At 61.9% G+C, this 14,076-nt stretch carries 10 protein-coding genes and 2 tRNA genes; 4 read left to right on the top strand and 8 right to left on the bottom strand.

Features of this window, described 5'->3' with window-relative positions:
* Positions 1-130: 130 nt before the first annotated feature.
* Positions 131-718: an imidazoleglycerol-phosphate dehydratase HisB gene (gene hisB / locus HCZ87_RS15935; RefSeq protein WP_167645265.1), complete on the bottom strand. Its 588-nt coding sequence runs from the start codon at positions 716-718 to the stop codon at positions 131-133.
* A 182-nt stretch (positions 719-900) separates the two neighbouring features.
* Here hisB and HCZ87_RS15940 point away from each other — a divergent pair, with 182 nt between their 5' ends.
* On the top strand, positions 901-1,140 hold the full coding sequence (locus HCZ87_RS15940) for an Lrp/AsnC family transcriptional regulator (protein ID WP_167645266.1): 240 nt from the start codon (positions 901-903) through the stop codon (positions 1,138-1,140).
* 185 nt (positions 1,141-1,325) lie between these two features.
* Here the strand turns inward: HCZ87_RS15940 and HCZ87_RS15945 are convergent, their stop codons facing one another.
* From HCZ87_RS15945 to HCZ87_RS15955, 3 genes are all read right to left on the bottom strand, one after another.
* Complete coding sequence (locus HCZ87_RS15945) at positions 1,326-2,678, bottom strand: aminotransferase (RefSeq protein WP_167645268.1); 1,353 nt, start codon at positions 2,676-2,678, stop codon at positions 1,326-1,328.
* A gap of 143 nt (positions 2,679-2,821) precedes the next feature.
* Positions 2,822-2,896 (bottom strand) — tRNA-Gly (locus HCZ87_RS15950).
* Positions 2,897-3,049: 153 nt separating this feature from the next.
* A tRNA-Gly gene (locus HCZ87_RS15955) sits at positions 3,050-3,124 on the bottom strand.
* Between the two features lie 157 nt (positions 3,125-3,281).
* On the opposite strand from HCZ87_RS15955, the gene HCZ87_RS15960 reads away from it, so the two are divergent.
* On the top strand, positions 3,282-4,181 hold the full coding sequence (locus HCZ87_RS15960; RefSeq protein ID WP_167645270.1) for a YHYH protein: 900 nt from the start codon (positions 3,282-3,284) through the stop codon (positions 4,179-4,181).
* 89 nt (positions 4,182-4,270) lie between these two features.
* On the opposite strand, the gene HCZ87_RS15965 is transcribed toward HCZ87_RS15960, so the two are convergent.
* On the bottom strand, positions 4,271-5,176 hold the full coding sequence (locus HCZ87_RS15965) for a DUF2971 domain-containing protein (RefSeq protein WP_167645272.1): 906 nt from the start codon (positions 5,174-5,176) through the stop codon (positions 4,271-4,273).
* Between the two features lie 71 nt (positions 5,177-5,247).
* Positions 5,248-8,688: a pyruvate carboxylase gene (locus tag HCZ87_RS15970; RefSeq protein ID WP_167645274.1), complete on the bottom strand. Its 3,441-nt coding sequence runs from the start codon at positions 8,686-8,688 to the stop codon at positions 5,248-5,250.
* A gap of 441 nt (positions 8,689-9,129) precedes the next feature.
* Here HCZ87_RS15970 and HCZ87_RS15975 point away from each other — a divergent pair, with 441 nt between their 5' ends.
* Positions 9,130-9,570, top strand: coding sequence for a BLUF domain-containing protein (locus tag HCZ87_RS15975; protein WP_167645276.1), 441 nt, complete (start codon positions 9,130-9,132; stop codon positions 9,568-9,570).
* A 137-nt stretch (positions 9,571-9,707) separates the two neighbouring features.
* Here the strand turns inward: HCZ87_RS15975 and HCZ87_RS15980 are convergent, their stop codons facing one another.
* Both HCZ87_RS15980 and HCZ87_RS15985 read right to left on the bottom strand, forming a co-directional pair.
* The gene (locus HCZ87_RS15980) at positions 9,708-10,880 is read right to left on the bottom strand and encodes an alpha-hydroxy acid oxidase (protein WP_167645277.1); all 1,173 of its coding nucleotides are present in this window, start codon (positions 10,878-10,880) and stop codon (positions 9,708-9,710) included.
* 34 nt (positions 10,881-10,914) lie between these two features.
* Positions 10,915-11,355 carry a BLUF domain-containing protein gene (locus HCZ87_RS15985; RefSeq protein WP_254868669.1) on the bottom strand — a complete coding sequence of 147 codons (441 nt, stop codon included), beginning with the start codon at positions 11,353-11,355 and terminating at the stop codon, positions 10,915-10,917.
* A gap of 233 nt (positions 11,356-11,588) precedes the next feature.
* Here HCZ87_RS15985 and HCZ87_RS15990 point away from each other — a divergent pair, with 233 nt between their 5' ends.
* Positions 11,589-14,018 carry an ATP-dependent helicase gene (locus HCZ87_RS15990; protein ID WP_167645279.1) on the top strand — a complete coding sequence of 810 codons (2,430 nt, stop codon included), beginning with the start codon at positions 11,589-11,591 and terminating at the stop codon, positions 14,016-14,018.
* The last annotated feature ends 58 nt before the right edge of the window (positions 14,019-14,076 follow it).

Genomic DNA, 14,076 nt, shown 5'->3' on the forward strand with positions numbered 1-14,076 from the left:
AATGCAGATTGCCGGATTCGTAATCAATAATGGCGGTCAGCATGGGGCAGGGGTCCTTGTGGTCTGAGAGGTCCTGAAAAAGGGGCGGCAATCGCCGGTCGAGGAAATGCGCAACCGGCGCCGGTCGTCCTTACAGCGTTCCCTTGGTGGAGGGCACCGCATCGGCCTTGCGCGGGTCAACCTCAACCGCAGTGCGCAGCGCACGGGCAACAGCCTTGAAGGCGGCCTCGGCGATGTGGTGGCTGTTCAGCCCGTGGATCTGGTCCACATGCAGGGTGATGCCGCCATGGGTCGCCAGCGCCTGAAAGAACTCTCGCACCAGTTCGGTGTCAAATGTGCCGATCTTCTGCGTCGGCAGCTCGACATTCCATACCAGATAGGGGCGCGCGGAGAGATCCAATGCCGCGCGCACCTGCGCGTCATCCATCGGCAGGTGACACTCCCCATAGCGGTTGATGCCGCGCTTGTCGCCAAGCGCCTGCACCAGCGCCTGCCCCAGCGCGATGCCCGTGTCCTCCACCGTGTGGTGATCGTCGATGTGATAATCGCCCTTGGCGCGGATCGTCATGTCGATCAGAGAGTGGCGCGACAGCTGGTCCAGCATGTGGTCAAAGAAGCCCACGCCGGTCTGGTTGTCATATGTGCCGCTGCCATCGAGGTTGACGGAAACGGTGATCTCCGTCTCGGCGGTGGAGCGGGAAACCTGGGCTGTGCGCATGGGAGAAGTCCTCATTCTGTCATCTGGCTTATAGGCACCGGCCGGGGGCGGGCTCAAGCCTCTGGCGCGCAGAAATGCAGATCTTGTGACACCGTCCAACGGGTTCTGTCGCGGGATTGCCCTTTTCGGCCACTCGTGTAAGCCTGCGCTCTGATCAATCCTGACAGAATGAGAGCCCAGACATGTCCACCTGTGTCTTTATCCAGATCCGCTGCAAGCCTGGCACCACCTATAAAGTTGCCGAGGCGATTGCCCTGCTTGAAATTCATTCCGAGCTTTATTCCACCAGCGGTGAATATGATCTTCTGATGAAGCTCTACATCCCCGAAAGCGAGGATGTGGGCAAATATATCAACGATCACCTGTTGCAGGTCCCGGGCATCGAACGATCATTGACCACGATGACTTTCAAGGTGTTCTGATCTCGTGCCACGCGGAGCGCCTGGTGGCGCGCAGACTTAGCTTTCCCTGACGGGAAAGCCGTTTGCGAGGCGCTGCCTCGTGCTCCGGGATATTTCTGGTTAGAAGAAGGAGCCGATCCATTCTTCTAACCTGAAGTATCCTGGGGTGAATGGCCCGCAGGGCCAGAGGGGCAAAGCCCCTCGTGTCAGTTCTCCAGCAAGCCCTCTGCCTTGAGGGTTTCATAGGCCGCATCTACGCCTGCCTTCGTCCGTTTCAGCATTTCATCGACCTCTTGCTTGGTGATGATGAGTGGCGGGCAGAAGGCCAGCGCGTTCCCACCGACAGCCCGCAGGATCACGCCATTGTCCTGGCAGGCCTTCACAGCGGTGCTGCCGCCTTTGCCGCCCTGGATGGTGGCGCCGGTGGTCTTGTTGGAGACCAGCTCCAGCGCCGCGATCAGGCCCTTGCCGCGGACTTCGCCGACCATCGGGTGGTCCCCAAAGATTTCGCGCAGTTGCGATTGCATGTAGTCGCCGACCTCGGCCGCGTGTTCAAAGATCTTGTCGCGCTCGTAGATTTCCAGCGTTTTCAGTGCGGCGGCGCAGGCGGCGGGGTGGCCGGAATATGTATAGCCATGGCCAAAGACGCCAACCTCATTGGTCTGGTCCACCATGGCCTCATACATCCAGCCCGGGATCACGGCGGCGGAGATCGGGAAATAGGCGGAGCTCAGCTGTTTGGCCATCGTCATCAGATCGGGTTTGATGCCCATGGTGGTGCAGCCGAAATCCGCGCCGGTGCGGCCAAAGCCACAGATGACCTCGTCCGCCCAGACCAGAATGCCGTATTTGCGCAGGAGCGCTTGCAGCCCCTCGTAGTAGCCCTCGGGCGGGACGATCACGCCGGAGGCGCCGGTGATCGGCTCCACGATCATCGCGGCGATGGTATCGGGGTCCTCGGCAAGGATCTGCTCTTCGAGGTTTTTCAGGATGCGTTCGACAAATTGCGCCTCGGTCTCGTTGCCCTTGCGCCCGGTGTAGTAATGCGGCGCATCGGTGCGCAGGATCGAGAGGGCCTCCAGCGGCGCGTCGAAATGGGCGAGGTTTGCCGGCAGGGAGGTCAGCGAGCCAGCCGCCACGGTGACCCCGTGATAGCCGCGCTCGCGGGTGATGATCTTGCGTTTTTCCGGCTTGCCGATGGCGTTGAAGTAATAGCGCAGCATCTTGTAGTGGCTGTCATTGGCATCCGAGCCGGAATTGCCAAAGAAGATATAGGCATCCTCCACCGGCACCATCGCCTTGAGCTTCTCGCCCAGCTGCATCACCGGCTCGTGGGTCTTGCCGCCGAATGTATGCTGGAAGGGCAGGCGCTTCAGCTGTTCGGTGATGGCATCGACGACCTCGGTGTTGGAATAGCCAAGCGAGGTACACCACAGACCTGCAAGTCCTTCGATGTATTGTTTGCCGCTGTTATCATAAACGTAGATCCCCTCACCATGGGTGATGCAGAGCTGCTCCGTCGCGGTGAAGTTTGTCGTCGGGTAGATCACGCTCGCCATTTGCTCAGTCCTTTGCTGTCACATGTTGAGACAAGAAATGGCGAGCTATTGCGGGACAGTCAAAGACTTTTGATCAAAAAACATAAAGGACTGTTCTGAAATGCAAAAAACCGCCCAGAAGGGCGGCTTTTTCGCTGTCCAAATGGAGCGGGCGAGGCGATTCGAACGCCCGACCCTAACCTTGGCAAGGTTATGCTCTACCCCTGAGCTACGCCCGCGCTGCATTTGGTGAGGGGTGATTTAGGCAATCCCGCCGGGGGGTGCAAGAGAAAAATCACCGCTGGATTGACAAAATATGCGGGTTTCACCGGTGGGGGAGGGGCCGAAACGACGATAGGCCACCCCGAAGGGCGGCCTATTCGCTGTCCAAATGGAGCGGGCGAGGCGATTCGAACGCCCGACCCTAACCTTGGCAAGGTTATGCTCTACCCCTGAGCTACGCCCGCGCTGCATTTGGTGAGGCGTGATTTAGGCAATCCCTCCGGGGGCTGCAAGGGAAAAATTCGCTCGTTTCGGAAAATTTCGTGATCGGCGACGGAAATCAGCGGCGCGGGCGTTCTACCTCTGACAAGGATGCAGAATGCGACATCGGGGAGGGCTCCTATGAAGGCCAGAGATATTGCCAAATTATCCGTGCTGACCGTGACGCTGGGCGTCGGGGTGGCGGTACAGGTTGGGGCGCAGGGGATGCATCGGATGCGGGCCCATACCGCAACCGAGGCGCAGCCCCTGGCGCTGGTGCCTGCGAATAAATCCCCCGGGAGCAATCGGGTGCAGCTCTCCGATACGGGCGCGCGGGTCAGGGTGCAGGCAAACGGCATCCCGGATCATGCGGTCGGGCAGTTTCCCAACCGCGACAATCCCAACCGGATCCGCAAGCAGAAATACACCTTCGAGACCGGCCCCGCCGAGATCAAGCGCACCGCCCAGGCTATGCAGCGGGGCGGCGTTTTTGGCGTGGCCGTGAATGGCGTGCCCTTTGACCCGGTCGCGGCGGAGTTCTGGCAGGGCCGTCCCGATCTTGGCTGGCAATATGAGGCATTGGGCGGCGCCGTGCCGCTCGGGTTGGACGCGAATTACGCCCATGTGCAGCCCTCGGGCGCCTATCATTACCACGGGTTGCCGACCGGGCTGATGAGCGAGCTTGGATGGTCGGCGGATCGGGCCTCGCCGCTGATCGGCTATGCGGCGGATGGGTTTCCGATCTATGTAATCACCGCAGAGCAGAACGGCAAGGTGGTGGAGATGACCTCCTCCTGGCGGCTGAAACGCGGGCTGCGACCGGGCGCGCCCTATCCCTCGGGCGGGCATGACGGGGCCTTTGTGCAGGATTATCGCTATGTCGCCGGATCCGGCAGGCTGGATGAATGCAATGGCGCAAAGGTGGTGACGGCGGAGTATCCGCAGGGCACCTATGCCTATTTCCTGACCCGCGATTTCCCGGTGGTGCCGCGCTGTTTCAGGGGCGAGGCCGGGCGCAGCTTTATCAAGCGTGGCCCTTGACCTGCGTGCTTTGGAGTGGGGGCGCTGCCCCCTCGGCTGCCCCCTCGGCTGCGCCTCACCCCCGGGATATTTGGGTTAGAAGAAGGGATCTAGCGGAAGGGGATCCGAGACTTGGTCACTAGGGGGCCGTCATAGCTACCGTTCACGCGGAACCATGTGTCGCAGAATCGTTTGATCGTTTCATGATCTGTGTTTGGCCCGGTGCGGATCTCGCGGATGGCCAAGGGGTGTGTGAGGTCGTTGCCGATACTGTCGGGGTGCGCCGAGAGGTGAAATCGGCGGCGGAAGCGATTTCCGATGATAGTATAGTCCTTCTCAGCGATGTCGCTTCGGTGAAATGCTCCGCTCCCCCAGACCCGCCATTCCTGTTCTTCCTGGAAAGCCCCATCTTTGCAGTGTTTGATGAAATCCGCTAGTTTTGCGGTCCACCTAAGATGTAAATCTGGGCTGTAGCCTTCCTCGGATAAGGCACTGCTGAGTTGGGGAAATTCAGAGGCATTGTAGCGAATTTTCTGGACGCCCTTAAAACCTGCCCGGGTATTCAAGGAAATATTGAGTGGAGTTTGTTCGGAGATAGCCTGGTCGGTGTTGCACAGGGTTTGTAGATCGGCACTGTCAAAACCGATGGCCACACCCCCATTGCCACCGCGAGTGATTACCTGCCCATAGCCGCGCCACATGGAGAGGGAATCCGTAGCCTCGGAAAAGCAGATCATCTGGCCGAACATGAAGCGTGTTGCCAGGTCCATAAGGATTTTTTCCTCATGTTCCCGGATGTCGTGGGGGACCGGATCATGCCCTTGTTTTGCGAAGCTGTTATTGGCGCCGAGGCAAGCTCGCAAGATCTTCATTCCGTACAATACTTCGGAGTGATCATTGGTATCGCGAAAGTCACTGGCCAGCAGTGATCGTGAATTCAGGATCTGAGTCAAAGTATCGAAGGTGGTGTAGTGCCAGAGTGTTTTGGGGGGTATCTCTGCTGTCTCGACCGTCACTGGCAAACCCGTCAATGAAAAACCGCAGCCTCTGTGGGGCTGCGGTTTGATCCTAACGGAAGGTGGCGGCCTTATTCCAGCTCGACCAGCAGGTCCTTGGCGTCGATCTGGCCGCCGGGTTGCACATGCACCGCCTTGACCACGGCGTCGCGTTCGGCGTGCAGGCCGGTTTCCATCTTCATCGCCTCGATGGTCAGCAAGAGGTCGCCCTCGTGCACCTGCTGGCCCACCTGCACCCCGATGGTGGCGACAACGCCGGGCATCGGCGCGCCGATGTGGTTGGCATTGCCGACCTCGGCCTTGGGGCGCTGCGCGGTGGAGGATTTCACCAGACGGTTGGGCACGCGAATGACACGCGGCTGGCCGTTGAGTTCAAAGAACACCTTCACCTCGCCCTTCTCGTCGGTCTCGCCGATGGCTTGCAGGCGGATTTCCAGCGTCTTGCCGGGGTCGATCTCGGCGGTGATCTCCTCGCCCGGCTCCATGCCGTAAAAGAAGGTCCGCGTCGGCAGCGCGCGCACGGGGCCGTATTGGCGGTGCCGGCCCATGTAATCCAGGAAAACCTTGGGATACATCAGATAGCCGTTGAGATCCTCGTCATCGACGCTGAAGCCTTCCAGCTCCTTGCTGAGCTCGGCGCGGGCGGCCTCGATGTCCACCGGCTCCAGATGGGCGCCGGGGCGGGCGGTGTTGGGGGCCTCGCCCTTCAGCACCTTGGCGACAATGCCCTCCGGGAAGCCGCCGGGAGGCTGGCCGAGGTTGCCGCGCATCATATCCACCACCGAGTCGGGGAAGGAGACATCGGTCTTCGGGTCTTCGACCTGCGCGCGGCTGAGGCCCTGAGAGACCATCATCAGCGCCATGTCGCCCACCACCTTGGAGGAGGGCGTCACCTTGACGATATCGCCAAACATCTGGTTCACATCGGCATAGGTCTGGGCGACCTCGTGCCAGCGCTCTTCCAGACCCAAGCTGCGCGCCTGCGCCTTGAGGTTGGTGAACTGCCCGCCGGGCATCTCGTGCAGGTAGACCTCGGAGGCGGGCGCTTGCAGGCCGCTCTCGAACGCGGCGTATTGGGCGCGCACGTTTTCCCAGTATTCCGAGATTTCGCGGATCTTGGTGATGTCCAGCCCGGTGTCGCGGTCAGTGTTCTTCAGCGCCTCCACGATGGAGCCCAGACAGGGCTGAGAAGTGCCGCCCGAAAACGCATCCATTGCCGCATCCACCGCATCGACGCCCGCATCCGCTGCCGCCAGAATGGTCGCGCCCGCAATGCCGGAGGTGTCATGGGTGTGGAAGTGGATCGGCAGGCCGACCTCTTCTTTCAGCGCCTTGATCAGCAGCTTGGCGGAGGCGGGTTTCAACAGGCCCGCCATGTCCTTGAGGCCCAAAACATGGGCGCCGGCGGCTTCCAGCTCCTTGGCCATGCCGACGTAGTATTTCACGTCATATTTGGCGCGCTCGGGGTCCAGCACATCGCCGGTGTAGCAGATGGAGCCTTCGCAGATCTTGCCGCTCTCGATCACCGCATCCATGGCGACGCGCATGTTTTCAACCCAGTTGAGGCTGTCAAAGACGCGGAAGACGTCGATGCCCTTGGCGGCCTCGGCAACAAAGCTCTGCACCACATTGTCGGGATAGTTGGTATAGCCCACCCCGTTGGAGGCGCGCAGCAGCATCTGCGTCATCAGGTTCGGCATGGCCTCGCGCAGGTCACGCAGGCGCTGCCAGGGGCATTCCTGCAAGAAACGATAGGCCACGTCGAATGTGGCACCACCCCAGCATTCAACCGAAAACAGCTGGCTCAGGTTCTGCGCATAGGCGGGGGCGACCTTGATCATGTCGATCGACCGCATCCGGGTCGCCAGCAAGGACTGGTGGCCATCGCGCATGGTGGTGTCGGTAAGCAGCAATTGCCGCTGCGCCTTCATCCAGTCGGCAACCGCCTTTGCGCCTTTCTGCTCCAGCAGGTTGCGGGCGCCGTAGGGGGTGTTGCCCTTCTCGACCTTGGGCGCCCGGGGCTCCTTGAGGTCGGCGGCGGGCTCGGCACGGCCCTCGGTTTCCGGGTGACCATTGACCGAGATATCGGCGATATAGGTCAGCACCTTGGTGCCCCGGTCGCGACGCTTCTTGAAGGTAAAGAGCTCCGGCGTCTCGTCAATGAATTTGGTGGTATATTCATTGTTGAGGAAGGTCGGATGCTTCAGTAGGTTCTCGACAAAGGCGATGTTGGTGCTGACACCGCGCACCCGGAATTCGCGCAGCGCGCGGTCCATACGGGCGATGGCCTTTTCCGGGGTCGGGGCCTTGGCGGTGACCTTGGTCAGCAGGCTGTCATAATAGCGGGTGATCACCCCGCCCGCATAGGCGGTGCCGCCATCCAGGCGAATGCCCATGCCGGTGGCCGAGCGATAGGCGGTGATGCGGCCATAATCGGGGATGAAATTGTTGAGCGGATCCTCGGTGGTGACGCGGGTTTGCAGCGCGTGACCGGTGAGGGTGATGTCCTCCTGGCTGGCCTTGCCTGTGGCCTCGGCCAGGGTTTTGCCCTCGGCAATCAGGATCTGCGCCTGCACGATGTCGATGCCGGTGACCTCTTCGGTGACGGTATGTTCCACCTGCACCCGCGGGTTGACCTCGATGAAGTAGAACTGCTCCGTCTCCATATCCATCAGGAATTCGACGGTGCCGGCGCATTCATAGTTCACATGCTGGCAGATCTTGCGGCCCAGATCGCAGATCTCGGCGCGCTGCGCATCCGTCAGATAGGGGGCGGGGGCGCGCTCGACCACTTTTTGGTTGCGGCGCTGCACCGAGCAGTCGCGCTCAAACAGGTGATAGATCTCGCCGTGCTTGTCGCCAAGGATCTGCACCTCCACGTGGCGGGCGCGGGTGATCATCTTTTCGAGATAGCCCTCGCCATTGCCGAAGGCGGCTTCGGCCTCGCGGCGGCCTTCCAGAACTTTTTCTTCCAGCTCGTCTTCAGACAGGATCGGACGCATGCCGCGTCCGCCGCCGCCCCAGCTGGCCTTGAGCATCAGGGGATAGCCGACCTCAGCCGCTTCCTTGCGGATCGCGTCCATGTCATTGCCCAGCACCTCGGTGGCGGGGATGACCGGCACGCCCGCCTCGATCGCCACGCGGCGGGCCGAAGCCTTGTCGCCCAGGGCGCGCATGGTTTCCGCCTTGGGGCCGATAAAGGTGATGCCGTTGCGGGCGCAGGCATCCACAAAATCGGGGTTTTCCGACAACAGGCCATAGCCCGGGTGGATCGCGTCGGCGCCGCATTCCTTGGCGACGCGGATGATCTCGTCAATCGACAGGTAGGCGGCCACGGGGCCCAGCCCTTCGCCGATGCGATAGGCTTCATCCGCCTTGAAGCGGTGCAGGCCCAGCTTGTCCTCCTCCGCATAGACGGCCACGGTGCGCTTGCCCATCTCATTGGCGGCGCGCATCACGCGGATGGCGATCTCGCCACGGTTGGCAATCAGGATCTTATTGAACTCTGTCATCTTTCCCCCGAGGTCATGGTGGGTTGGGCAAGTGGTAACGGCTGTATGACACGCAGGCGATCCGTGCTTGTGGGTATCTGCGGCATGATTGCGCTCACTTGCGCCCCTTTTTCTTGAAATCCGGCGCAAGCCTTGCCGAACAACGAAGGTTACACGCCCGGAAATCCGGGTTTGCACGCTCTGGGCGGCTTTCGCCCCGGCGTCCTGGCGCAGTTGTACCGGGCGAAAGGTATCGGTGCACGTGTTTTTTGCAGTGCAGCATTTCCGCCCGGTGCGGCGGCCTGCGCAATCGGGGCGTTAACCACTCTTTCGGATAGGACTTCTATTCCAACGAAATTCAGTTAAATTTTATTCAACAGCAACGGATCCGTCAGAAACGATCCCCGGGACCACCGCAAAGCAAAGGTCATCCGCCCCACGAGACACCAAGGAACGTGAATCATGCACCGCTTCGTTTATGTCAGCACCGCCACCCAAGAGCTCTCCGCACAGCAAATCGCGGATATCGCGGGCGCCTGTCATCGCAACAACCGTCGCGCGGGTCTGACCGGGCTTCTGGTGGTGCATCAGGGCAAGTTCATGCATATCCTTGAAGGCAGCGAGAAGGCGATCCGCCGTCAGGCCGAAAAGATCCAGAACGACCGCCGCCACCGCGATTTTCGCGTGATCGAAGCCGCGCCGATCGAAATGCGCGCCTTCAACAGCTTCACCTTTGTGCATGAAACGCCCAAGGCGCTGCCGCTTCTGGGCAATGAAAACACCGCAGAGCTGCGGGCATTGATGCCGATCAACAGCCCGCTGCGCGGCAATGACCTGCGGGTGCGCCATATGGTGCGGGATTTCCTCGCCAGCTTCAAACAGCTGCTGGGCGCGGCGGCATAAGAGATAAACCAGTCTGATCCAGGGGGGATCGGCGGGGGAGGGCGCAGACCTTGGGCGAGGTCGGCGCCCCTTTCTTTTGTGCTGGGCCCCTCTTTTGCGCCGAGCCCGGCCTTTGTACTGAGCCTGGGGGGCGGGCCCTAGTCCAGCCGCAGCCGCTTCAAACTGCGGCTCTCGCGCAGCCGTGAAATCCCCAGCTGGCCCATATTGGCCTCCAGATCCTTGCGCAGGATCTGCGTCAGATGGGCCGGCCCCTTTGGCCCCAGGGCGGCCAGCGCATAATGCCAGGCCCGCCCCAACATCACAAAATCCGCCCCCAGCGCATAGGCGCGCAGGATATCCAGCCCGCCGCTGATGCCACTGTCCAGAATCAGCGCCAGATCGGTGGCCGCGCGCATGTCCTCCAGCACCTCGATCGGGGCAGGGGCGGCATCAAACTGGCGCCCCGCATGGTTGGAGACCCAGATCGCATCGACGCCAGCGGCCTCCAGCCGGGGCAGGTCCTGCGCATTCAGCACGCCTTTGACCACCAAAGGCCCGTCCCAATGCGCGCGCAGCCAGTGCAGATAGTCCCAATCCGGCGCCGTGCGCAGCAAATACCCGATATGAGCGGTAGAGGAGAGCGCGGTGGCCGCCGCCCCGGCGACATATTTATCAAGACCGCGCATATGGGGCAGGCCGCCCTCATGGGCATGCTGCCGCGCCATCCCCAGCGCCCAGGCCGGTCGCCTCATCACCTGCGCCAGCAATCGTGGCGTCAGCCGGGGCGGCTGCGTCAGCCCCGAGCGCAGCTGCCGTTCCCGGCGCGAGGCCACCGGCACATCGACCGTCAAGACCAGCACCCGGAACCCCGCCGCCCGCGCACGGGTCAGCATATCCTTGCGAATCTCTTCGTCCTTTGGCGGGTAGAGCTGAAACCAGCCCTGCGCCCCCAGATGCGGCGCAACGTCTTCCGGGCTCTGGCTGGCGACGGTGGACAGGCAATAGGGCAGCCCAGCATCCCGTCCATGACGCGCCAGATGGCCCTCGGCATCCGGCCAGATCAGCCCCGACATCCCCACCGGCGCAATGCCAAAGGGCAGCGGCAGGCTCTGGTCAAACAGGGGGGTGCTCAGATCCACCTCTTGCGGGCCCTTCAGCACCGAGGGGACAAATCCGATCCGATCCAGGCACAGGCGATTGCGCGCCTGGCTGGCCTCTTGTCCGGTTGCACTGTCGAGATAGTCCCAGACGAATCGCGGCAACCGTCGCCGTGCCGCGCGTCGTACATCATCCAGCCCGGGGTAGCGTTGATCCAGATCCATGGCCGCCATTCTGGGTAAAATCGCGGCGCTGTCCAGCGCGCAGTCAGGCGGCCAGCGGCGCGTGGAACCGGGGCAGCAGGTCGCGCAGGGTACGCAGGCGGCGGACAGGCGGTGCCGGCTCCAGATCATAAAGCGCCTGAAGCGCCTCGCGGGCGTCATCGGGCAACGCGTCCAGATCCAGGAGCTGCATCGGCGTATCCGGGTAGCTGCGGCTGTTGATCATACTGTCATAAAGAACATGCAGATCATGGTGCCGTGCATCCCGCTGAATTGCCTGGAACCGCGCGGCAACCGCCTCGGCGGGACCCTCAAGGATTTGCAGGAACTTGCCATCCTTGAACACCAGCGCGCCGGTCAGCTTCTGGGCCTCGTTCTTGCGGCGCGACTTTTCCACGATGGCAGCCGCCTTTTCGGTGGTCATATCGGCCTTGGCCTGACTCAGGTAAATAATGCGGCGCATCGGTGTCTCGCTGTCTCTCGCCATTGGGGCGGTCGTCTTTTTTTACCCTCCTGCCAGCGTGATTGCCATTTGGCAAGAGACCAGCGCCGCACGCAGCGGGTCAGGCTGTCCTGACCTTTGGGTTAGCTGCGCTCACAGGCTTTTACCCGCGCGCCTTGGTTGCTATGGGTTTGAGGCGCGGGAATGCCGCCAATTGCGCAGAACAGAGAGAGAACACACTCTTTCCGTCCGCTCTGAAACAGGCTAGGATAGGTGCCATGAGCAGCTTTGACGAAATGGACGCCTTTGAGGGCGCATCACTTTCCGCCCGCGCCATGGCCGCGCGACCGATGCCCTATATGGACGGGTTGAACCCGGCCCAGCGGGATGCCGTGGAAACCCTGGACGGGCCGGTTCTGATGCTCGCGGGCGCGGGCACCGGCAAGACCAAGGCGCTGACCACCCGCATCGTGCATCTGCTGAGCAGCAACAAGGCGCGCACCAATGAAATCCTGGCGGTGACCTTCACCAACAAGGCCGCGCGCGAGATGAAGGAACGGGTGGGCCGCATGCTTGGCCAGCCCGCCGAGGGCATGCCCTGGCTTGGCACCTTCCACTCGATCTGCGTGAAACTGCTGCGCCGCCACGCGGAACTGGTCGGGCTGAAATCGAACTTCTCGATTCTGGACACCGACGACCAGATCCGCCTGCTGAAACAGCTCATTCAGGCCGCCGGGATTGACGACAAACGCTGGCCCGCGCGGATGCTGGCCGGGGTCATCGACGACTGGAAAAACCGCGCCCTGACGCCGGAGAAAGTCCCGGCAGGCGAGGCCAGCGCCTATAACTATCGCGGCAGTGAATTCTACGCCCAGTATCAAACCCGCCTGAAGGAGCTGAATGCCGTCGATTTTGGCGATCTGCTGCTGCATGTGGTGGAGATTTTCCAGAACAATCCCGACCTTCTGGCGCAATATCACCGCTGGTTCCGCTACATTCTGGTGGACGAATATCAAGATACCAACGTGGCGCAGTATCTCTGGCTGCGGCTTCTGGCCTCGGGGCACAAGAACATCTGCTGCGTCGGCGATGACGACCAGTCGATCTATGGCTGGCGCGGCGCCGAGGTGGGCAATATCCTGCGGTTTGAAAAGGATTTTCCCGGCGCCAAGGTGATCCGGCTGGAACAGAACTACCGCTCCACCGAACATATCCTCGCCGCCGCCGCCGGGGTCATTCGCGGCAACGAGGGGCGTCTGGGCAAGGAGCTCTGGACCGAGGCCACGGGCGGCGAAAAGGTCCGCCTGATCGGCCATTGGGACGGCGAGGAAGAGGCCCGCTGGATCGGCGAGGAAATCGAGGCGATGCAGCGCGGCACCCGTGGCATGCGCCCCGTCGGCCTCAACGAGATGGCGATTCTGGTGCGCGCCTCGCATCAGATGCGCGCCTTTGAGGACCGTTTCCTGACCATCGGTCTGCCCTATCGCGTCATCGGCGGGCCGCGATTCTATGAACGGTTGGAAATCCGCGATGCCATGGCCTATTTCCGGGTGGTGATCTCGCCCGAGGATGATCTGGCGTTTGAGCGCATTGTGAACACCCCCAAACGCGGCCTCGGCGACAAGGCGCAGCAGACCATCCAGACCGCGGCGCGGGCCAATGGGGTCTCCCTGCTGGAAGGCGCGCGGATCGCGGTCGAAGAGGGGCAGATCAAGGGCAAGGGCGGCGCCGCCCTGCGCCGCCTGGTCGAGGATATCGCGCGCTGGGGCCGCATGACCCGGGTGGTTATGCCCGAAGGCCGCGAGGACGATGTGATCGAAGGCCCCATGCCCGACCCGATGATGGCAGGCGAGGCGGAGGTGCCGCATGTGGAGCTGGCAGAGATCATCCTGGATGAATCCGGCTACACCAGCATGTGGCAGAACGACAAATCGCCCGAGGCTCCGGGGCGGCTCGAAAACCTCAAGGAATTGGTCAAGGCGCTGGAAAACTTCGAAAATCTGCAAGGGTTTCTGGAGCACGTCAGCCTGGTGATGGACAATGACAAACAGGATGCGGAGCAAAAGGTCTCGATCATGACCCTGCACGCGGCCAAGGGGCTGGAGTTTCCCGCCGTGTTCCTGCCGGGTTGGGAGGACGGGCTTTTTCCCTCGCAACGCTCGATGGATGAAAGCGGCCTCAAGGGGCTGGAGGAAGAACGCCGCCTGGCCTATGTGGGCATCACAAGGGCCGAGGAAATCTGCACCATTTCCTTTGCCGGCAACCGCCGGGTGTTCGGCCAGTGGCAATCGCAGCTGCCCTCGCGATTCGTCGACGAGCTGCCCGAGGAACATGTGGAGGTGCTGACGCCTCCGGGGCTTTATGGCGGTGGCTACGGCGCGGCGGCGCCAGCGGCAGAGGACTATGGCCGCTCCCGCATCGAGGAGCGCATGGCCCAGGTGGATGGCTACAACTCGCCGGGCTGGAAACGGATGCAGGCGCGCGCAAGCCAGCACGGCTATAGCCAGCCCCGGGCGAAATCTTCGCAGGTGATTGATATGACCGCCACCAGCTCTTTCACCCTGGGCGAGCGGGTGTTCCACCAGAAATTCGGCTATGGCGCCATTGTCGGTATTGAGGGCGACAAGCTTGAGGTGGAGTTTGAAAAGGCGGGCGTAAAGAAGGTCGTGGCGCGTTTTGTCAGCGCCAGCGACGACGTGCCGTTTTAAGCGAACCACTCTGATCTGAAAAAGGAGCGGGATCGGATCGCGACAGCGATCCGACCCG

The sequence above is a fragment of the Phaeobacter sp. HF9A genome, assembly GCF_011806385.1.
In the GTDB taxonomy this organism is placed as follows: domain Bacteria; phylum Pseudomonadota; class Alphaproteobacteria; order Rhodobacterales; family Rhodobacteraceae; genus Epibacterium.